The organism is Modestobacter sp. VKM Ac-2979, assembly GCF_026967995.1.
Classification (GTDB): Bacteria; Actinomycetota; Actinomycetes; order Mycobacteriales; family Geodermatophilaceae; genus Modestobacter.
This window is the reverse complement of sequence record NZ_JAPVBO010000002.1, coordinates 500,767-520,557: the sequence shown is the minus strand read 5'-3', so window position 1 is coordinate 520,557 and position 19,791 is coordinate 500,767. Positions and strand designations below refer to the sequence as shown.

General features: G+C 74.6%; 20 protein-coding genes. 11 read left to right on the top strand and 9 right to left on the bottom strand.

What is annotated here, in order from left to right; genetic code table 11:
- Window positions 1-16: 16 nt before the first annotated feature.
- Window positions 17-844: an MOSC domain-containing protein gene (locus O2W15_RS07055; RefSeq protein WP_269178890.1), complete on the top strand. Its 828-nt coding sequence runs from the start codon at window positions 17-19 to the stop codon at window positions 842-844.
- A 32-nt stretch (window positions 845-876) separates the two neighbouring features.
- Window positions 877-1,911, top strand: a complete 1,035-nt coding sequence (locus O2W15_RS07050; protein ID WP_269178889.1) for an alpha/beta fold hydrolase — start codon at window positions 877-879, stop codon at window positions 1,909-1,911.
- A gap of 6 nt (window positions 1,912-1,917) precedes the next feature.
- On the opposite strand, the gene O2W15_RS07045 is transcribed toward O2W15_RS07050, so the two are convergent.
- A complete protein-coding gene (locus O2W15_RS07045) occupies window positions 1,918-2,712 on the bottom strand; it encodes a CPBP family intramembrane glutamic endopeptidase (RefSeq protein ID WP_269178888.1) in 795 nt (264 codons plus the stop codon).
- Window positions 2,709-3,632, bottom strand: a complete 924-nt coding sequence (locus O2W15_RS07040) for an NAD(P)H-binding protein (RefSeq protein WP_269178887.1) — start codon at window positions 3,630-3,632, stop codon at window positions 2,709-2,711. Before O2W15_RS07040 ends, O2W15_RS07045 begins: the two co-directional genes overlap by 4 nt.
- Window positions 3,633-3,724: 92 nt before the next feature.
- On the opposite strand from O2W15_RS07040, the gene O2W15_RS07035 reads away from it, so the two are divergent.
- Window positions 3,725-4,123, top strand: coding sequence for a DUF2237 family protein (locus O2W15_RS07035; RefSeq protein ID WP_269162604.1), 399 nt, complete (start codon window positions 3,725-3,727; stop codon window positions 4,121-4,123).
- 26 nt (window positions 4,124-4,149) lie between these two features.
- Window positions 4,150-4,602, top strand: coding sequence for a nuclear transport factor 2 family protein (locus O2W15_RS07030; protein ID WP_269178886.1), 453 nt, complete (start codon window positions 4,150-4,152; stop codon window positions 4,600-4,602).
- 73 nt (window positions 4,603-4,675) lie between these two features.
- Here the strand turns inward: O2W15_RS07030 and O2W15_RS07025 are convergent, their stop codons facing one another.
- Both O2W15_RS07025 and O2W15_RS07020 read right to left on the bottom strand, forming a co-directional pair.
- Complete coding sequence (locus tag O2W15_RS07025; RefSeq protein WP_269178885.1) at window positions 4,676-5,077, bottom strand: VOC family protein; 402 nt, start codon at window positions 5,075-5,077, stop codon at window positions 4,676-4,678.
- A 70-nt stretch (window positions 5,078-5,147) separates the two neighbouring features.
- A complete protein-coding gene (locus tag O2W15_RS07020) occupies window positions 5,148-5,936 on the bottom strand; it encodes an alpha/beta fold hydrolase (protein WP_269178884.1) in 789 nt (262 codons plus the stop codon).
- A gap of 143 nt (window positions 5,937-6,079) precedes the next feature.
- Between O2W15_RS07020 and O2W15_RS07015 the strand changes: the two genes are divergently transcribed.
- From O2W15_RS07015 to O2W15_RS07000, 4 genes are all read left to right on the top strand, one after another.
- Complete coding sequence (locus tag O2W15_RS07015) at window positions 6,080-6,508, top strand: hypothetical protein (protein WP_156119136.1); 429 nt, start codon at window positions 6,080-6,082, stop codon at window positions 6,506-6,508.
- Window positions 6,505-7,767, top strand: a complete 1,263-nt coding sequence (locus O2W15_RS07010; protein WP_269178883.1) for a glutathionylspermidine synthase family protein — start codon at window positions 6,505-6,507, stop codon at window positions 7,765-7,767. The genes O2W15_RS07015 and O2W15_RS07010 overlap by 4 nt, the downstream gene beginning before the upstream one ends.
- 146 nt (window positions 7,768-7,913) lie before the next feature.
- Window positions 7,914-8,429, top strand: a complete 516-nt coding sequence (locus tag O2W15_RS07005; protein WP_269178882.1) for a PAS domain-containing protein — start codon at window positions 7,914-7,916, stop codon at window positions 8,427-8,429.
- Window positions 8,426-9,400 (top strand): methyl-accepting chemotaxis protein, encoded by a 975-nt coding sequence (locus O2W15_RS07000; protein ID WP_269178881.1) that lies wholly within the window; start codon window positions 8,426-8,428, stop codon window positions 9,398-9,400. The genes O2W15_RS07005 and O2W15_RS07000 overlap by 4 nt, the downstream gene beginning before the upstream one ends.
- Before the next feature lie 19 nt (window positions 9,401-9,419).
- On the opposite strand, the gene O2W15_RS06995 is transcribed toward O2W15_RS07000, so the two are convergent.
- Together O2W15_RS06995 and O2W15_RS06990 are read right to left on the bottom strand one after the other, a co-directional pair.
- A complete protein-coding gene (locus tag O2W15_RS06995) occupies window positions 9,420-9,701 on the bottom strand; it encodes a hypothetical protein (protein WP_269178880.1) in 282 nt (93 codons plus the stop codon).
- 1 nt (window position 9,702) lies between these two features.
- Entirely contained in the window at window positions 9,703-10,215 is a 513-nt protein-coding gene (locus O2W15_RS06990; RefSeq protein ID WP_269178879.1) for a hypothetical protein, read from the bottom strand.
- A gap of 123 nt (window positions 10,216-10,338) precedes the next feature.
- Here O2W15_RS06990 and O2W15_RS06985 point away from each other — a divergent pair, with 123 nt between their 5' ends.
- Window positions 10,339-10,794 (top strand): MarR family winged helix-turn-helix transcriptional regulator, encoded by a 456-nt coding sequence (locus tag O2W15_RS06985; protein WP_269178878.1) that lies wholly within the window; start codon window positions 10,339-10,341, stop codon window positions 10,792-10,794.
- Window positions 10,795-10,809: 15 nt separating this feature from the next.
- Here O2W15_RS06985 and O2W15_RS06980 read toward each other — a convergent pair whose 3' ends face one another.
- Both O2W15_RS06980 and nhaA read right to left on the bottom strand, forming a co-directional pair.
- A complete protein-coding gene (locus tag O2W15_RS06980; RefSeq protein ID WP_269178877.1) occupies window positions 10,810-11,808 on the bottom strand; it encodes a DUF2332 domain-containing protein in 999 nt (332 codons plus the stop codon).
- Window positions 11,805-14,462 carry a Na+/H+ antiporter NhaA gene (nhaA, locus tag O2W15_RS06975; protein WP_269178876.1) on the bottom strand — a complete coding sequence of 886 codons (2,658 nt, stop codon included), beginning with the start codon at window positions 14,460-14,462 and terminating at the stop codon, window positions 11,805-11,807. Before nhaA ends, O2W15_RS06980 begins: the two co-directional genes overlap by 4 nt.
- A gap of 116 nt (window positions 14,463-14,578) precedes the next feature.
- Here nhaA and O2W15_RS06970 point away from each other — a divergent pair, with 116 nt between their 5' ends.
- On the top strand, window positions 14,579-15,343 hold the full coding sequence (locus O2W15_RS06970) for an SDR family NAD(P)-dependent oxidoreductase (RefSeq protein ID WP_269178875.1): 765 nt from the start codon (window positions 14,579-14,581) through the stop codon (window positions 15,341-15,343).
- Between the two features lie 8 nt (window positions 15,344-15,351).
- Here the strand turns inward: O2W15_RS06970 and O2W15_RS06965 are convergent, their stop codons facing one another.
- Complete coding sequence (locus tag O2W15_RS06965; RefSeq protein WP_269178874.1) at window positions 15,352-18,726, bottom strand: pyruvate carboxylase; 3,375 nt, start codon at window positions 18,724-18,726, stop codon at window positions 15,352-15,354.
- 144 nt (window positions 18,727-18,870) lie between these two features.
- Here O2W15_RS06965 and O2W15_RS06960 point away from each other — a divergent pair, with 144 nt between their 5' ends.
- Entirely contained in the window at window positions 18,871-19,791 is a 921-nt protein-coding gene (locus tag O2W15_RS06960; RefSeq protein WP_269178873.1) for an SDR family NAD(P)-dependent oxidoreductase, read from the top strand.

Below are 19,791 nucleotides of genomic sequence, written 5' to 3'. Positions count from 1 at the left end.
CTCCGGACGGAGGGCCATGCCGCTCGTCTCCCGACTCTCGACCACCCCGGTCAAGGGCACCGCCCTGCACGGTCCACGCACCGTGACGGTCACCCGGAACGGCGTGCCGGAGAACCGGCGCTTCCACCTGGTCGACGCCCGACGGCGGTTGTTCAACGGCAAGCAGCACGGCCCGCTCGTGCAGCTCACCGCCGAGTTCGACCCCGGCGACGACCAGCTCCGACTGCTCTTCCCCGACCGCCCGCCCGTGGCGGGCCGGACCACCGAGCTCGGCGAGGCGGTCCGCACTGACTTCTACGGGCGCCCCGTCGACGGGCACCTCGTCGAGGGGCCGTGGTCGGCCGCGCTCAGCGACTTCGTCGGGCGCGAGGTGCACCTGGTCGCGGTCGACCGGCCCGGTGACGCGGTCGACGTCCACCCGGTCACGCTCATCTCCACCGCGACGCTGGAGCACCTGCGGCGGGTCACCCCCGACGGCGAGCGGCTGGACCACCGCCGCTTCCGGATGCTCGTGGAGGTGGACGGCTGCGACGTCCACGAGGAGGACACCTGGGCCGGCCGGCGGGTGCGGATCGGCGGCGCCACCGTCCAGGTGGTCGGGCCCGTGCCGCGCTGCGTCGTGACCAACGAGAACCCCGACAGCGGGGTGGTCGACTTCGGCACGCTCAAGGCGATCGTGCGCTACCGCGGCGAGCTCGCGACCGACCTCAGCACGCCGGTGGCGCACCTGCCGGACAACGGCGCGGTGATCCTCGGCATGTACGCCACGGTCGAGCAGCCCGGCGAGATCGCCCTCGGCGACCCGGTCGAGCTCGTCGACGAGGCCGCCGTCCAGCCCGCCTGACCCGTCCGTCCCCGCAGCCCCGAGGAGCACCGATGCCACGGCCCACCGACCACGAGCTCTTCGACCTGGGGGACGTCGTCCTGCAGGGCGGCGCGACCCTGCGCGGAGCCCAGCTCGCCTACAAGACGTACGGCACGCTCAACGCCGACAAGTCCAACGTGATCGTCCACCCCACCTGGTACAGCGCCTGGCACGACGCCAACGAGTGGTCGGTCGGGCCGGGGAAGGCCTGCGACCCCGAGAAGTACTTCATCGTGATGCCCAACCAGCTCAACAACGGCCTGTCGACGTCGCCGAGCAACACCCCGCCGCCCTACGACGGGCCGAATTTCCCGCACGTGACCTTCCACGACCAGGTCGAGGTGCAGCACCGGCTGCTCACCCAGCAGTGGGGCATCGAGTCGGTGGAGCTGGTGGTCGGGTCCTCCATGGGCGCCGGCCAGACCTACCAGTGGGCGGTCAGCCACCCCGAGATGGTCAAGCGGGCCGCGCCCATCGTCGGCTCGGCGATCACCAGCGAGCACAACCAGGTCTTCCTGAAGAGCCTGCGGGCCGCGCTCACGCTCGACCCGGCGTTCGCCGGCGGGCGCTACCGGCCCGACGCGCTGCCCACCGCCGGCCTGCGGGCCTTCGCCCGGATCTACGCCGGCTGGGGCCTCTCCCAGGCCTTCTACTGGCAGCGGGAGTACCGCAACCTGGGCTTCTCCTCCCTCGAGGACTTCCTCGTCGGCTTCTGGGAGGGCTACTGGCTCGACGAGCGCGACCCCAACGACCTGCTGGGGATGCTGTGGACCTGGGAACACGGTGACGTCGGGAAGACCCCGGGCTTCGACGGCGACACCGAGGCGGCGCTGCGCTCGATCCGCTGCCCACTGGTGGCCATGCCGGCGAAGACCGACCTGTACTTCCCGCCGGAGGACGAGGAGTGGGCCTCGCAGTTCATCGAGAACGGTGAGGTCCGGGTCATCCCGACCGTCTACGGGCACTTCGCCGGCCTGGGGCAGAACCCGGCGGACAACGAGTTCATCGACCGCGAGCTGGCGGAGCTGCTGGCCCGCCCGGCCTGACCGGGCTCAGAGCTCTTCGGCCGGGTGCGGGTCGTTCACCGAGGGCTCGTCGGCGAACAGCGGCGGCAGGTACCGCAGCATCAGCACCGACCAGGTGGCGTGGGTGAGCATCGGCGCCTGGATGCCGCCGGTGACCCGCCGCTGCAGCGCGAACAGCAGGCCCATCGGCACCGAGGCCAGCACCAGCGCCGGGTTGCGGGTCGCGACGGTGGCCAGCGTGTAGACGGCGGAGGACTTGAGCACCGGGTGGTGGACGCCGGCCGCCGCGTACAGCGCGCCGCGGAAGAAGACCTCCTCGGCGAGGCCGTTGGCCAGCGTGGTGGTGAGCACCAGCGGCGGCGAGCCCTGCTGGGCGTACCGGAGCACCCGGGACACCGCGGCGTCCAGCGGCGCGATGCGCTTGGCCACGAGCGCGGCGCCGTAGAACCCCGCGAAGGCCGCCGCCCCGGCCACGACCGGCGTGAGCAGCGGGCGGCGCAACGTGGCCTTCGGGGTCTGCACCCAGCCCAGGTGCAGCGGCCCGGAGGCGAGCCCCCCGGCCACCCAGGTGCCCGCCACGCCCATGGTCAGCGCGTAGAACGACGTCGAGTTGGGCCTCTGCGACAGCGACACCCCGAGCAGCCCGGCGCCGGCCAGCGAGACCCCGGCGGTCACCCGGCGGCGGCGGCGGAAGGCCTCGTCGGACTCCCGGTGGTCGCGCGGCACCTTGTCCACCAGCCAGGACGGCGCCCGGCGCAGCAGCCGGGCCAGCCGGGCGTCGGACAGCAGCGCCTGGCCCGGCCGCCGCGTGGTGCGGGTCATCCCACCAGCCCCGTGGTCGACGCCCGGGCTTCCCGGCGAGCGCGCGCCCGTTCACCCAGCGCGGTGAGCACCGCCTCGTCGTAGCTCATCGGCTCGAAGGGGACGACCCGGCGGATCGAGTCGTCCTTCACCACCACCTCGTTGGTCATCGAGTCGATCAGCGACCGGCCGGTCTGCACGTCGACGTCGGTGACCAGCGACAGCCAGTAGGAGGAGAGCTTCGGGCTCAGCAGCGGCACCGGGACGATCAGCAGCCGGCGGCCCTGGATCTCCGCGACCCGGGTGAGCATCTCCAGGTACTCGAGCACCTCGGGGCCACCGACGTCGAACGCCCGCCCCTCGGCCTCCGGCACCTCCAGCACCCCGACCAGGTACCGGACGACGTCGGCGATCGCGATCGGCTGGGTGCGGGTGTGCACCCAGCGCGGGGTGACCATCGCCGGCAGGTGGGCGACCAGCTGGCGGGTCATCTCCCAGGAGACCCCGCCGTGCCCGACCACGATCCCGGCCCGCAGGGCGGTGACCGGCACGCCCGTCTCGCCCAGCAGCCGCTCGACCTGGCGGCGGCTGCGCAGGTGCGCGGAGAGGTCGTCGGAGTCGCTGCCGAGCCCGCCGAGGTAGACGATCCGGCGGACCCCGGCGTCGGCCGCGGCCCGGGCGAAGGCGCGGGCCGCAGCGGCGTCCTTCTCCTGGAAGTCCGCGGAGTCCAGCGAGTGCACCAGGTAGTAGGCGGCCTCGCAGTCGGCCAGCGCGGTCCGCAGCGACGCCTCGTCGCCGACGTCCCCCGGCACCGGCGTGCCGGCGCCGGAGTAGGTGTCCGGGTGCCGGGTCATCGCCCGGACCTCGTGCCCGGCCTCCTCCAGGGCAGGCACCAGCCTGCTGCCGACGAACCCCGACGCCCCGGTGACCAGTACTCGCACGCCCCCAGCCTCCCGGTGCGGCCGGTCGGGCGCGACTCAGAAGCGCACGGCCCACCCGGCGCGCCGGCTCCGGCGGCGCGATGATCAGGCCCATGAGCGCCCCCGGCGAGGACCGCAACGTGCTGGGCGGTCCGTTGGAGCCGTGCGGCACCGACCCGATGACCGGCTTCACCCGGGACGGGTCGTGCCGCACCGGGCCGGCCGACCTGGGCAGCCACACCGTCTGCGCCGTGGTCTCCGCCGAGTTCCTGGAGATGCAGCGCGAGCTGGGCAACGACCTGATCACCCCGCGCCCGGAGTACGACTTCCCCGGGCTGCGCCCCGGCGACCGCTGGTGCATGGTCGCCGTCCGCTGGCTCCAGGCGCTCCAGGCGGGCACACCGGCCGGGGTGGTGCTGGCCGCGACCAACGCCCGCGCCCTGGAGGTGGTGCCGCTGGAGGCGCTGCGGTCTCAGGCCGTCGACGTCCCGGACGACCTCTCCTCGCTCTGAGCTGCCGACCGGACCAGGATGGGCGGGTGACCGACCGCCCGCCGCTGCCCCCCTTCACCGCCGAGACCGCCGCCGCGAAGGTGCAGGCAGCCGAGGACGCCTGGAACAGCCGGGACCCCGAGCGGGTGTCACTGGCCTACACCGAGGACTCGGTCTGGCGGAACCGGGACACCTTTGTCACCGGCCGGGCCGAGATCGTCGACTTCCTCACCGCCAAGTGGGCCCGCGAGCAGGACTACGTGCTGCGCAAGTCGCTGTGGGCGTTCACCGACGACCGGATCGCCGTCCGGTTCCAGTACGAGTGGCACGACGCCGACGGCCAGTGGTGGCGCAGCTACGGCAACGAGAACTGGGAGTTCGACGCGCACGGGCTGATGCGGCGACGGGAGGCCAGCATCAACGACGTCCCGATCACCGAGGCCGAGCGGCGGCTGACCGGCCCCCGCACGCCGGACGAGCCGGAGATCCCGCTGCACTGAGCCACCGACCGGCGACCTGTGCACCCCTCGGCCCCGGGGCAGACGTGCACAGGTCGCCACTCGACGGGGCGGGTCAGCCCTCGAGCGCGGCGGGGTCCATCCACGCCGCCTCCCAGACGTTGCCGTCCGGGTCGGTGAAGCTGGTGCCGTACATGAAGCCGTGGTCCTGGGCCGGCTGCCAGGGCTTGCCGCCCGCGGCCAGCGCCCGGGAGAGCAGGTCGTCGCACTCCGCCCGGTCGGCGGCGGAGATGGCGTTGAGCACCGAGGTGGCCTGCGCCGGGTCGCCGACCTCGCCCGCCACGAACCCGGCGAACTTCTCCCGGGTCAGCAGCATCACCAGGATGTTCTCCTCGACCACCATCGCGGCCCCGGTCTCGTCGGTGTACCGGGCGTCGTTGCGGAAGCCCAGCGCCGCGTAGAAGGCCGTGGCCCGGTCCAGGTCGGTGACCGGCAGGTTCACGAAGATGGTGCGCACAGGGAGCTCCTCGGTTCGTGGGACCACCGTCCGGTCCCGTCACGAGTCAGACCGGCCATCCCCGGGGAACTCATCGGCGGGCGGTCGCGGCGAGCACCAGGGCGACGGTCTCCGCGGGCACGTCCCACATCGGGAAGTGACCGGACCCGTCGAACCAGTGCAGCTCGGCGTCGGGGAACGCCTCCAGCGCCCGCGCCGCCTGGCGGGCCAGGGTCACCCGGTCCCGCCGTCCCCAGCCGATGGTCAGCCGGCCGGGCAGCGACCCGGCCGGGGCGCCCTGCTGGCGGGGCCCGCGGGCGAGGTCGGTGAGCACGGCGTCGAAGGACGGCGAGTCCGCGTACCCGGTGAGCTCACGGGTGACCACCTCGCCGTCCAGCGCCCACGGGCGGGCGGAGAACTGGGCCAGCAGCGCCGTCCGCCCGGCCGGGTTGCCCAGCAGGGTGGGGAGCGCCGGCCGGACCCGGCGGACCAGCGCGATCGAGGCGCGCAGGCTGGCCAGGAACACCGCGGCCTCCCGGTCGGTCCAGAACCCGCCCGGGTCGAGGGCCACGGCGTCCCCGCCCAGCCCGCGCCGGGACAGCTCCAGCACCATCCGGGCGCCCAGCGAGCTGCCGACCAGCGGGGCGTCGGCCAGCCCCTCGGCCCGCAGCCAGTCGGCCACTGCGTCGGTGAGCGAGCCGAAGCCGGGGTCGGCCAGCGGCGGGGTGTCGCCGGCGAAGCCGGGCAGGTCCACGGCCACCACCTCTCGCGCCGCGGCCAGGCCGGGGAGCACCGGGTCCCAGGAGCGCCAGGAACCGCCCAGGCCGTGCACGAGGACGAGGGGGTCGCCGGAACCGGTCCGGTGCGCTGCGAGGGCCATCGCCGTCCCGTACCCCGCCGACGCCGCGGCACCCCCGGCCGATCCGAGGATGATGCGAGGGGGCGGGTGCACGGCAGGACGCCGGGTCCGACAGCATGTGCGGTCCGGGGACACGGTGGACGCCCAGGTGAGGAGCGCGGACGGTGAGCACGTCGAGGAGCAACCGGGTGCGGGCGGCGATCGGCACGGTCAGCCTGACCGGGGCGGCGATGGGCTTCCTGTCCGCCTGTGGCGTCGCAGGTGAGGACGAGCAGGAGGCCGAGCGGGTCTACTGCGTCGACGAGCAGGACCAGGTCGTGGACGAGGAGCAGTGCGAGGAGGCCGAACGCAACGGCGGCTTCATCGGCGGGGTGCCCTACTTCTTCCTGCTGGGCGGCTTCGGCGGCAACCGGTACGCGGTCGGCCAGACCATCCCGCAGCAGTACACCGGCGCGGCGACCCGGGTGAACCCCGCCGACACCACGGCGCGGTCCCGGGCCGGGCTGCCCGGCAGCGGCCGGGTCACCTCCGGCACCCGGATCTCCGGCGGCATCGGCTCGGGCCGGGTCGGGAGCGGGAGCGTCGGCTCGTGAGACGCCTCTACGGCACCGCCCGGCTCGGCTGGGAGGCCGAGATCGAGAGCCAGGGGCTGGTCTACAACAAGACGACCGTCCCCGGCGGTGAGACCCGCTCGTACTGGCGCGAGGACGTCTTCTACGACTTCACCTCCGCCGAGATCGACCACCTCGCCGACGTCACCGACCAGCTCTTCGCCGCCTGCGTGGAGGCCGGTGACGTGGCGCTGGCCGACGAGCGGCTGCTGGACCGGATGCGGATCCCGCACGACGCCCGGGAGGTCATCAAGGCCACCTGGGACCAGGAGCCGCCCAGCGTCTACGGCCGCTTCGACCTGTGGTGGGACGGCGAGGGCGCCCCGAAGCTGCTGGAGTTCAACGCCGACACCCCGACCTCGCTGGTCGAGGCCGCGGTGGTGCAGTGGGCCTGGCACCTGGAGACCGGCCAGGGCCGCGACCAGTGGAACCAGCTCGACGACCGGCTGGTGGACGCCTGGCGGCGCAACCTGTCCCGCTGGGAGGCCGAGCACGGCCGTCGTCCCCGGGTGCACCTGGCCTGGACCAACGGCGACCGCAGCGGTGAGGACTGGATGACGGTGGCCTACCTGGCCGACACCGTCCAGCGGGCCGGCTACGAGACGGTGGTGCTGACCACCGAGGAGCTGGGCCTGGACACCGGCGACGCCCGGTTCTACGACCCCAAGGGCAACCGGGTCGACGTCGTCTTCAAGCTCTACCCCTGGGAGTGGCTGCTCGACGACGCCTACGGCCCCTCGGTGATCGCCGACCTGTGGACCCCCGACGGCACCACCTGGATCGAGCCGATCTGGAAGATGCTGTGGTCGAACAAGGGGCTGCTGCCGGTGCTCTGGCAGCGCTACGCCGACGACCCGGTGATCGCCAAGCACCTGCTCCCCGCCTACTTCGCCGACGACCCGCGCGCCGCCGAGCTGGAGCGGACCGGGTACGCCCGCAAGCCGCTGTTCGGCCGGGAGGGCAACAACGTCGAGCTGTTCGCCCCCGGCGGCGCGCCGCTGGCCTCGCTCGGCGGGAAGTACGGCGCGGAGGGCTGGGTCGTGCAGCAGCTGTGCGCGCTGCCGGACTTCGCCGGCCCCGACGGCCCGCACCACCCGGTGCTCGGCGCCTGGGTGGTCGACGGGGAGGCCGCGGGCCTGGGCATCCGGGAGTCCGACGGGCTGATCACCGACGACCTGTCCTACTTCGTGCCGCACACCATCGACTTCCGCCGCCCGCCGAACACCACCTGGTCGGCCTGAGCCCCGCGCTCCGCTCAACTCCCGCGCCCCGCCGCCGAAGCTGGACAGAGGCACCGGCACGAGGGGGACGCAGGAACGTGGGGACGGACACGCTGCCGGAGCGCGCGCAGCCGCGGCACGGACGGCGAACGGTGCAGCCGAGCGGCGTGGAGCGCCGACTGGAGCCCGACGACCTGATCGTGTCGAAGACCGACCTGCGCGGGGTGATCACCTACGCCAACGAGTCGTTCCTCCGGGTCTCCCGGTACGCCGAGGACGAGGTGCTCGGGCAGCCGCACAACCTGATCCGGCACCCCGACATGCCCCGCGCGGTCTTCGCGCTGCTGTGGGACACCGTCGCCGCCGGCCAGGAGGTCTTCGCCTACGTGGACAACCTGGCCGCCGACGGCGCCAACTACTGGGTGCTCGCCAACGTCACGCCCACCTTCGACCCCGGCGGCGCGGTGATCGGCTACCACTCCAGCCGCCGGGCACCGGCACCGCAGGCGATCGCCGGGGTGCGCCCGGTCTACGACCTGCTGCTGACCGAGGAGCGGCGCCACCCGAACGCCCGGGCAGCGACCGCGGCGTCCTCGGCGCTGCTGAGCTCGCTGCTGGCCGAGCGGGCGATGAGCTACGACGAGTTCGTCTGGTCGCTGATCGGTGAGGGAGGGCCTCGGTGAGCGCGCTGCCGAGGAGGCGACGGAACGGCGGGGGGCCCCGGGGCGCCGAGGAGGAGCTGGCGGTCTACCGCGCCTTCGTCCGCGAGCTGAGCGCGGTCTGCCGCGCCGCGGCTGCCGGTGACCTGGAGGCCCGCAGCCGGGCGGTGGACGGCTCCGCGGACGTACCCGAGCTGCGGGAGCTGCAGCACGGGGTGAACCAGCTGCTGGACGTCTCCGACACCTTCGTCCGGGAGGCCGGGGCCGCCCTGACCTCCGCCGCGAGCGGCCGGTTCCACCGTCGGGTGCTGCCCGCCGGGCTGCCCGGCACCTTCCGCCGCAGCGCCGGCGTGCTCAACCAGGCGGCCGAGGCGATGCGCGCCTCCGCCGGCCGGGTCACCGAGGCGCAGGCCACCCGCCTGCGGCTGGCCGACGAGTTCGAGTCGGTCGTGCTCGCCATGTCCGAGCAGGTGGCCACGGCGTCGACCGAGCTGAGCGCCTCGGCTGCCGGGCTGACCGGAGCCGCCGGTTCCGCGAGCACCGAGGTGCGTCGGGCCGGGGAGACGATCACCTCGCTGGAGGCCTCCTCCACCGAGATCCAGCAGGTGATCGCGCTGATCGACGCCGTCGCCGCGCAGACCCGGTTGCTGGCGCTGAACGCCACCATCGAGGCGGCCCGCGCCGGCGAGGCGGGCAAGGGCTTCGCCGTCGTCGCCTCCGAGGTCAAGGACCTCGCCGACCAGACCGCCAGTGCCACGGAGCGGGTCACCGCACAGGTGGAGTCGGTGCGTGCGGCCTGCGACGACGTCGCCGAGGTGATGAGCAACGTCGGGACGACGGTCGCGGACATGACCGGACTGGTCGACGGCATCACCACGGCCGTGGACGGCTCACCCGCACTGGGCCAGGACGGCGGCGCCTCCCCCGGCCTCTCCCAGCTGGCGGAGCAGTTGCGGTCGCAGATGACCGGCTTCCTCGGCGAGATGCGCGGCTGACCTCCACCCCTGCCCGGTGTCAGCTCGTGCGCGGGGGCGGCGAGGCGGGCCGGCTCGTCGCCCGGCGCCACAGCCGCAGCACCAACAGGCCGCCGATCGCCGGTACCAGGGCGCGCAGCCGCACCCGGGTCGGCACCGGCAGCTGCCAGGCCAGCACGATCACGACCAGGTAGCAGAAGCCGTGCACCGGGCCCAGCGCGGAGGCGACCGCCGGCAGGTGCACCGTCGCCAGGTTGGCCAGCAGCAGGACGAGGGACGCCGTCTCGACCGCCGCGGCGACCGTCAGCCAGCGGGTCTGCACCTCAGACCCCCGTGGTCGATCCGGGGCGCAGGATCATCAGCACCACGACCACCGCCCAGAGCAGGTTGAAGGTGCCGGAGGCCATGGCCAGCCGGCGCACCAGGACGGCGGCGTCCGCCTGCCGGGTCGTCGGCGCGACCAGTGCAGCCGCGGCGGACGTCGGCCCCGGGCCGCCCTCGGCCAGCTGCAGCAGCTGTCGCTGCCGGGGCAGGACGACGCCGCCCAGCAGCAGCCCCGCGACGAGGGTGAGCGCCATGGAGACCAGCACCCAGGGCTCGCCGAGCACCCCGAGGGCCGACCCGACCGCGATCCCGAAGACCGGGACGGCGAGCGCCAGCACCGCGTACACCCGGCTGATCCGGTGCAGCAGGTGCACCGCCGGGAGTGCCGGGGCCGCGGTCTCCTCCTCCAGCGCGAGCCGGGCGTAGCGGGGGAACAGGCTCACCGCCACGGTCACCGACCCCACGAACACGATCGCGGCCACCACGTGGACGCTCAGCAGGAACCCCGCCATCGACTGCTCCTCTCGGTCGCCGCGGACAGTATCAGCCCGGCTGAAACTGGGGACGGTCTGCGGTGCTGGAGGCTGCGAGGATGGGCGTTCCGCCGTCCGGGCGGTGGACCGAGGGAGACCCACGTGACCGACCCGACCGCGCCGGGTGCCGCGGAGCCGCCGGCGACGAGCCCGGCCGTGCTCCTCGTCGCCCTGGGCCGGGAGGTCGAGTCACGGCTGGGTGCGGCACTGGAGTCCAGCGGCCTGTCGCTGCGGCTGATGGGCGCGCTCGGCCACCTGGCCCGGCAGCCCGGGCTGTCCTACACGGAGCTCGCCCGCCGGGCCCGGGTGACCCCGCAGAGCGTGCACGCCACGGTCGCCGCGCTCATCGAGGCCGGCGCGGTCGCCCCTGCGGGGCCGGGCCGGGGGAAGCGGGCCCTGCTCGAGGTGACCGAGCAGGGCCACCGGCTGCTCGCCGCCGGCCAGGCCGCGATCACCGCCGTGGACGTCGAACTGCGCTCGCTGGCCGCGCTCCCGCCGGACGGCGACCTGTTCCGGCTGACGATGGAGCTCTCCCGCCGTCCTCCGCCGGCCCCCTGACCCGCCTCGGGGACCTCAGCCGAGGGCGGCCGCGGCGGGGAGCCAGTCGATCCGGCCGCCGTGGGCGGCGGTGTACGCCAGCGGCTCGCCGTCCAGGGCCAGCAGGAAGCGGGCCTCGTCGTCGGCCGGCGGCGCGGGCAACCGCTCCCGGACGGCGGGCAGCACGCCCACCCCCTCCTGGGAGACCCAGCGCACCGGCAGCCCGGTGACCAGCTCGGTGAACACCTCCTTCACCGGCGCCGGCAGGTAGGCCAGCACCGCGGTGTGGAAGACGACGACGGTGGCCTCCGCCGGCATCGCCGCGACCAGCCCGGGCAGCTGCTCGACCAGGTCGCCCCGCCGGATCTCCGCCGGCTCCCGGGCGGCGATCGCGGCCGCGGCGGTGAGCCGGTCGCGTCGCTCGTCCATGCCCGGCCAGATCAGCGCCTGCAGCCAGGCGACGTCGTCGGGGTCCGCGGGGTCGAGCGGGTTCAGGTCGATGCCGGCCCGGCGGACGACCTGCGGCACCTCCGTCGGCACCGGCCCACGCCCGGTCACCGCGCACCGCAGCTGCACGGGGCTCGAGGCGAGCCCGACCCGGACGTCGTCGTACGCGTAGCCGTACCGGTCGGGGTACAGGCACAGCCCGGCCGATGCGCCCACCTCGATCAGCGCCAGCGGCCCGGGCAGGCCGGCGAGCACCGGCAGCAGCGCTGCGCAGCGGGCGGCCTCGTTGGTCTGGGTCGCCCGGGCCAGCATCGTCGCCCGCAGCCGGTCGGCGTCGCCGGTGACCCGCTCGTGCAGCTGCGCGCCGTCGGCCGGCGGGCCGCCGTACAGGTACTGCAGCGCGCCGAGCAGCAGGTTGGCCTGCCGCTTGGGCCGCGGCAGGGTGCCCAGGAAGGCCAGCACCTCGGCGTCCTCGGCGACCGCGGCAGCGAGCTCGGCGTACCGCGGCGAGACCGGCGCGGCCTCCACCTGGGCGAACCACCGGTAGTGGTCGGCCAGGTCGGTCAGCTCCTCGTCCAGGGACCTCATGTGGTGGTCAGGTCGCGCGGGGCGGCGGCGAAGCGGGCCAGGTCGTCGCGGGTCGGCTCCACCAGCACCCGGCCGTCGGGGGTGAGCACCACCGGCGCGGACGCCTCCTCGACCCCGAGCTCGGCGAGCAGCCGGGCGGCGGCGTCGTCCTCGGCCGGGTCCAGCCAGGTGTGCGGGACCCCGTCCTCGGCCAGCTGGGCACGCAGCTCGGTGCTGGCCGGCCAGCGCCGGTCGCCGACCACCCGCAGCCCGCTCGCCTGCCCGATGAGCATCGCCCGGCGCAGCAGGAACGACCGGGTGATGACGTCGGCCAGCCCCCGGTCCCGGGTGAAGACGGCGCGCAGCTGCTCCAGGCTGAGCACCAGCACCTCGCCGTCCTCGGCGGCCACCAGCGAGCGCACCGGCCGCTGCCCGGCCAGCATGTTCAGCCCGCCCAGGAACCGCCCCGGGCCGTGCACGGCCACGACCCGCTTGCCGCCGTCCGGCCCGCCGTCCAGCGGCCCCTCGACCACCGCGACGGTGCCGGCGAGGACCACGAAGAAGTCGAACTCCGCCTGCCCCGAGCGCAGCAGCACCTGCCCGCGAGTGGTGCTCAGCCGGCGCCCCACCCGCCGCAGCACGGCGGTGTGCCCGTCGGACAGCCGTGGCGAGGCGCCGTCCTCCGGCGTCTCGGCGAGGCGCTCGCCCGGCAGCACGTCCATCGCGGGCAGCTGGGCGGCCGGGGAGAGGGCGACCGACGACCGCGCCGGGGTGACCAGCTCGGCCGCCGGCAGCAGGCTGCCGTGGCCGGGCCCGCGCGGGTCGGAGGCGACCAGCGCGGCGGCGAGCGCCTCGGTGGTGGTCGGGCCGTCGTGCCCGACGCCGTTGACGAAGAACGTCGGGGTGCCCTGCACCCCGCTGGCCTCCGCTCCGGCGACGTCGGCGCGGACCCGGGCCGCGTGCCTGCCGCTGCCCAGCTCCTCGGCGAAGCGGCCGAGGTCCAGCCCGAGCGCGGCGGCGTGGTCGAGCAGCTGGTCGGCCTCGAGCTGGTCCTGGTGGGCGAACAGCCGGTCGTGCATCGCCCAGAACGCGCCCTGGGCGCCGGCGGCCTCGGTGGCCTCGGCGGCGAGCTCGGCGTGCGGGTGCACGTCGGGCAGCGGCAGGTGCCGGAAGACGTAGCGCAAGTCGTCGCCGAACCGGCGGCGCAGCTCCTCGACCACCCCGGTCGCCCGGCCGCAGAACGGGCACTCGGCGTCGCCGTACTCGACCAGGGTCAGCGGCGCGTCGACCGGGCCGCGGAGGTGGTCGACGTCCGGGTCGACCGGCGGGTCCAGCTGCCGGGGCCCGGTGCTGGCCACCTGGGGCGAACGTCGTCCCAGCGCCCAGAACCAGACCGCGCCCAACGCGGCGGCGGCGACGCCGGCGGCGAGGACGCCGACCATCGCCTCCTCGCGCAGCACCGGGTCGTCGAAGGCCAGGTCGGCGACGAACAACGACACGGTGAAGCCCAGGCCGGACAGCGCCGCCCCGCCCCACACGCTGCCCAGCGACACCCCGGGCGGCAGCGAGCCCATCCCGAACCGGACGGCGAGCGTGGACGCCAGCCCGATGCCGACGAACTTGCCGACGACCAGGCCCACGAAGACGCCGATCGTGATCGGGGAGGTGAGCGCCCGGTCCAGCAGCTCGGTGTTGAACTGCACCCCCGCGTTGGCCAGCGCGAACACCGGGACGACGACGTACCCGCTCCACGGCACCAGCAGCGCGCCGATCCGCTCGTTCGGCGAGATCGCCCGCTCCACCGACAGCTTCGCCCGCCGGGCCAGCGCGACGTCGGGTGCCTGCCGGAAGGCGCGGGCCAGCGTGCCGGCGGACTCCACCTCGTCCCGGCGCGGCCGGTAGGCACTGACCAGCAGGCCCAGCACCACGCCGCCGATGGTGGCGTGCACCCCCGAGGCGTGCATCGCCAGCCACATCACCACGCCGACGGCGAAGTAGGCCGGCCCGCGCCACACCTTCAGCCGGGTGAGCAGTCCGAAGGCGACCACGCACAGCGCGGCGACACCGAGGGCGACCAGGTCGATGTCGTCGGAGTAGAAGACCGCGATCACGGTGAGCGCGCCGATGTCGTCGACGACGGACAGCGAGAGCAGGAAGACCCGCAGCTGGGTGGGGCAGCGGGAGCCGACCAGCGCCAGCGCACCGAGGACGAAGGCGGTGTCGGTGGCCATCGGGATGCCCCAGCCCTGCGCGCCGGGGCCACCGGCGTTGATCGCCAGGTAGAGCCCCGCGGGCACCACCAGCCCGGCGACCGCGCCGAGCGCCGGCACCGAGAGCCGGCTGCGCTGGGTCAGCTCCCCCATCGACAGCTCGCGGCGCACCTCCATGCCGATGAGGAAGAAGAAGAACACCATCAGGCCGTCGTTGACCCAGTGCCGCAGGTCCATGGCGACGGCCATGGAGCCCAGCTCCAGGCTGAGCTCGGTGTGCCACACCCGCTCGTAGGAGTCGCCCCACGGGGAGTTGGCCCACAGCAGCGCGGCCAGGGTGCCGACGACGAGCAGCGCCGCGCTGGACGCCTCGGTCTGCAGGAACCGGCGGGCCGGGGTGGACAGCTGGGCGAGCAGGTGACCGGTCCGGGAGGCTCGGCTCGAGGTGCGGGACGGGGACGTCACGCGCTGTTCCTACCCTGCCGATGTGACGGCGCGGAATCCGCCGGACGACCCGTCCGGCGGAACCGGCCTGCCCGCCGGACGACCGTGCGGCGGCACGGACCACCAGGAGGACCGACATGGCGGACCACGGAGCTCTCGAGGGCAAGGTCGCGGTGGTCACGGGGGCGGCGCGGGGCATCGGCCGGGCGGTCGCCCTGGAGCTCGCGTCGGCCGGCGCCGACGTGGGCCTGGGCCTCCGGGACGTCGCGTCCGACGGCGGGCTCACCGGGGAGATCGCCGCGCTCGGACGCCGGGTGGTCGCCGTCCCGATGGACGTCACCGACCTGGCCCAGAGCCGGGCGGCGATCGACCGGGTGGTCGACGAGCTCGGGTCGGTCGACGTCCTGGTGAACAACGCCGGCGGCGGGGTGATGGCCTCGGCGCTGGAGCTGACCGAGGCGGACTTCGACGCCGTCTGGTCCCGCAACACCCGCTCGACGTTCTTCCTCGCCCAGCACGCCGCCCGGCACATGGCCCGGGCCGGCGGCGGGGCGATCGTCAACGTCGCCTCGCAGGCCGGGCTGGTCGCGCTGCCCGGCGAGTCCGCCTACTGCACCGCGAAAGCAGCCGTCATCCACCTGACCCGGTGCCTGGCCGTCGAGTGGGGCGAGCTGGGCATCCGGGTCAACGCGGTGGCGCCGACCTTCATCGAGACGCCGGGCACCGAGCCGGCGCTGTCCGACCCGGCGTTCCGGGCCGACGTCGTCGACCGTATCGCCGCGCTGCACCGGATCGGCCGGCCGGAGGAGGTCGCCACCGCGGTCGCCTTCCTCGCCTCCCCGGCGGCCTCGCTGGTCACCGGGCACACCCTGACCGTGGACGGCGGCTGGACCGCCCGCTGAGGCCCGGGTCAGCCCAGGACGACGAGCAGGTCACCGCCCTCGACCTGCTGGACGGCGCCGATCGCGACCCGGGAGACCGTGCCGACCCGTGGCGCGGTGATCGCGGCCTCCATCTTCATCGCCTCGATGGTGGCCAGCTGCGCGCCCGCCTCCACCGTGTCGCCCTCGGCGACGGACAGGCTGACCACCCCGGCGAACGGTGCGGCCACCTGCCCCGGGTCGCTGCGGTCGGCCTTCTCGGCGGGCTGGACGTCGGACGTGACGGACCGGTCCCGCACCGACACCGGCCGGAGCTGGCCGTTGAGCGTGCACATCACCGTGCGCATCCCCCGCTCATCGGCGTCGGAGATCGCCTCGATCGCGATGAGCAGCCGCACGCCGGGCTCCAGGTCGACCGAGTGCTCGACCCCCTGGCGCAGGCCGTAGAGGAACTCCTTGCTCGGCAGCACCGAGGTGTCCCCGTAGGCCTCCCGGTGCTCGGCGAACTCCTTGGTCGGGCCGGGGAACAGCAGCCGGTTCAGCGTCGGCCGCGGCGCCTCCGCCAGACCCGACAGGTCCTCGTCCGAGAGCTCCGCGGGCGGCTCGGCCGGGCGCCGTCCCTGCAACGCCTTGGTGCGGAACGGCTCCGGCCAGCCACCGGGCGGGTCGCCCAGCTCGCCGCGCAGGAACCCGACCACCGAGTCGGGCAGGTCGAAGCGCCCCGGGTCGGCGGCGAACTCCTCGACGTCCACCCCCGCACCGACCAGCTGCAGCGCCAGGTCGCCGACCACCTTCGACGACGGCGTGACCTTGACCAGTCGGCCGAGCAGCCGGTCGGCCGCGGCGTACATCGCCTCGACCTCCTCGAACCGTTGGCCCAGCCCGAGGGCGATCGCCTGCTGGCGCAGGTTGGACAGCTGCCCCCCGGGGATCTCGTGGGTGTAGACCCGCCCGGTCGGCGCCGGCAGCCCGGACTCGAAGGGCGCGTAGACCCGGCGCACCGACTCCCAGTACGGCTCCAGGTCGTTGACCGCGGTCAGGTCCAGGCCGGTGGCCCGCTCGGTGTGGTCGGTGGCGGCGACGATGCTGCTCAGCGCCGGCTGCGACGTCGTCCCCGCCAGGGCCGCGCTGGCGCCGTCCACCGCGTCGACCCCGGCCTGCCAGGCCGCCATCAGCGTGGCCAGCTGCCCGCCGGGGGTGTCGTGGGTGTGCAGGTGCACCGGCAGGTCGAACCGCTCGCGCAGCGCGGTGACCAGGGTGGCCGCCGCCGGCGGGCGGAGCAGCCCGGCCATGTCCTTGATCGCCAGCACGTGCGCCCCGGCCTCGACGATCTGCTCGGCGAGCCGCAGGTAGTACGAGAGGTCGTACAGCTGCTCGGCCGGGTCGGAGAGGTCGGCGGTGTAGCAGAGCGCGACCTCCGCGATCGCCGTCCCGGTCTCCCGGACGGCGTGGATCGCCGGGCGCATCTGGCCGACGTCGTTGAGCGCGTCGAACACCCGGAAGACGTCGATCCCGGTGCGCGCCGCCTCGGCGACGAACGCCGTCGTCACCTGCTCGGGGTACGGGGTGTAGCCGACGGTGTTGCGGCCGCGCAGCAGCATCTGCAGGCAGATGTTGGGCACCGCCTCGCGCAGCGCCGCCAGCCGCTCCCACGGGTCCTCGTGCAGGAACCGCAGCGCGACGTCGTAGGTCGCCCCGCCCCAGGCCTCGATCGACAGCAGCTGCGGGGTCGCCCGCGCCACGTGCCCGGCCACGGCCAGCAGGTCCTTGGTGCGCACCCGGGTGGCCAGCAGCGACTGGTGGGCGTCCCGGAAGGTGGTGTCGGTGACCGCGAGGGCCTTCTGCGCGCGCAGGTCGGCGGCGAACCGCTCGGGCCCCAGCTCGAGCAACCGGTCCCGTGAGCCGTCGGCGGGGTGCAGCCCCAGGTCCAGCCGGGGCAGCTTCTGCACCGGGTCGACCAGGTGCGGGCGCTCACCGTGCGGGGCGTTGACCGTGACGTCGGCCAGGTAGGTGAGCATCTTGGTGCCGCGGTCGGCGGAGCTGCGGGCGGTGAGCAGCCCGGGCCGCTCCTCGATGAACGACGTCGTCACCCGGCCGGCCTGGAAGTCCGGGTCGTCCAGCACCGCCTGCAGGAACGGGATGTTCGTCGACACCCCGCGGATGCGGAACTCGGCCACGGCGCGGCGGGCCCGGGCCACCGCGATGTCCCAGGTCCGGCCGCGGCAGGTGAGCTTGACCAGCATCGAGTCGAAGTGCGCGCCCACCTCGGCGCCCAGGGTGGCGGCGCCGTCCAGCCGCACCCCGGCCCCGCCGGGCGAGCGGTAGGCGGTGATCCGGCCGGTGTCCGGGCGGAAGCCGTTGGCCGGGTCCTCGGTGGTGATCCGGGTCTGCAGCGCCGCGCCGCGCAGCACGATCGACTCCTGGGTCAGCCCCAGGTCGGCGAGGGTCTCCCCGGCCGCGATCCGCAGCTGGCTGCCCACCAGGTCGACGTCGGTGACCTCCTCGGTGACCGTGTGCTCGACCTGGATCCGCGGGTTCATCTCGATGAAGACGTGCCGGCCCTCGCGGTCGACCAGGAACTCGACCGTGCCCGCGCAGCTGTAGCCGATCTCCCGGGCGAAGGCGACGGCGTCGGCGCAGATCCGCTCGCGCAGGGCCGGGTCCAGGTTCGGTGCCGGGGCGATCTCGATGACCTTCTGATGCCGGCGCTGCACCGAGCAGTCGCGCTCGTACAGATGGATGACGTCCCCCTGCCCGTCGGCCAGGATCTGCACCTCGATGTGCCGGGGGTCGATCACCGCCTGCTCCAGGAAGACCGTCGCGTCCCCGAACGCCGACTCCGCCTCCCGCATCGCCGCCTCGATGGCACTGCGCAGCTGGTCACGCTGCTCGACCCGGCGCATGCCGCGCCCGCCACCACCGGCCACGGCCTTGACGAAGACCGGGCCCTCGATCGCGTCCGCGGCGGCCAGCAGCGCGTCGACGTCGTCGCTGGGCTCGGTGCCCTGCAGCACGGGGAGGCCGGCCGCACGGGCCGCGGCGATCGCCCGGGACTTGTCCCCGGTCAGCTCCAGGACGGCGGCGCTCGGGCCGACGAAGGTGATCCCGGCCCGCGCGCAGGCCTCGGCCAGGTCGGGGTTCTCCGACAGGAACCCGTAGCCGGGGTAGACGGCGTCGGCGCCGGCGCGCTGGGCGGCCCGGACGATCTCGGCGACGTCGAGGTAGGCCCGCACCGGGTGGCCGGGCTCGCCGATCTCGTAGCTCTCGTCGGCCTTCAGCCGGTGGACGGAGTTCCGGTCCTCGTGCGGGAAGACGGCGACCGTCCCGGCGCCCAGTTCATAGGCGGCGCGGAAGGCGCGCACGGCGATCTCGCCGCGGTTGGCGACCAGGACCTTCTCGAACACGGGCGCGTCCTCTCGTGTCGGGGGAGGGCCAGCACGCGCGCCCTCGGGGGCCGACGCTAGCGGCGCGCCCGGCTGCCTGACTGCCGGACGTTTCTGTTGTGCGCAACGCGCGTGCCCCGGCGCTGCGCCGGGTAGCCCCCCGGCGTGACCGCCCAGAACCCGGCTGACGACGTCTCCTCCGCCCGCGAGCTGAGGGAGGTCGTGCTCGTCCTCGGCGCCTCCAGCGGCATCGGCCGGGCCAGCGCGATCGGGTTCGCCCGGCGCGGCGCCTCCCTCGTGCTGGCGTCCCGCAGCGCCACCGCCCTCGCCGACGCCGCGGCCGACTGCCGGGCCGCCGGCGCCGCGGCCGTCGAGTGCGTGCCCGCCGACGTCCTGGACGCCGAGGCGGTGCAGGCCGCCGTCGACCGCGCGACGGGCACCTTCGGCCGGCTGGACGTCGTCGTCCACTCCGCCACCGTGATGGCCTACGGCCGGGTCGAGGACATGGACCCCGCCGTGTTCCAGCGGGTGGTCGACACCGCCGTCCAGGGCACCTTCCACGTCTTCCAGGCGGTCGTGCCGGTGTTCCGCGCCCAACGCCGGGGCTCGCTCGTCGTGGTCAGCTCGCTGCTCGCCTCCATCACCGCCCCGACCATGAGCGCCTACGTGACCGCCAAGTGGGGCCAGCTCGGGCTCATCCGGACGCTGCAGCAGGAGCTCCGCGAGCTGCCCGACGTGCACGTCTCCGCTGTCGCCCCCGGCGGCGTCACCACACCGATCTACGACCAGGCGGCCACCGTGCTCGGCAACGGCGCCCACCCGCCGCCGCCGGTCTACACCCCGGAGCGGGTCGCCCGGGCCGTGCTGGACCGGGTGGCGAACCCGCGCCGGCTCAAGCAGTCCGGCTTCGCCAACCCGGTGATCATCGCCGGGTTCCGGCTCTTCCCACCGGTGTTCGACGCCCTGGTCGGCCCGCTGCTCAAGGCGTTCAGCATGGGCCGCGATCCGGTGCCGCCGACCACCGGCAACGTGTTCGCCCCGGTGCCGGAGAAGGAGGCGACGCGCGGCAGCTCCTGGGGCATCTGA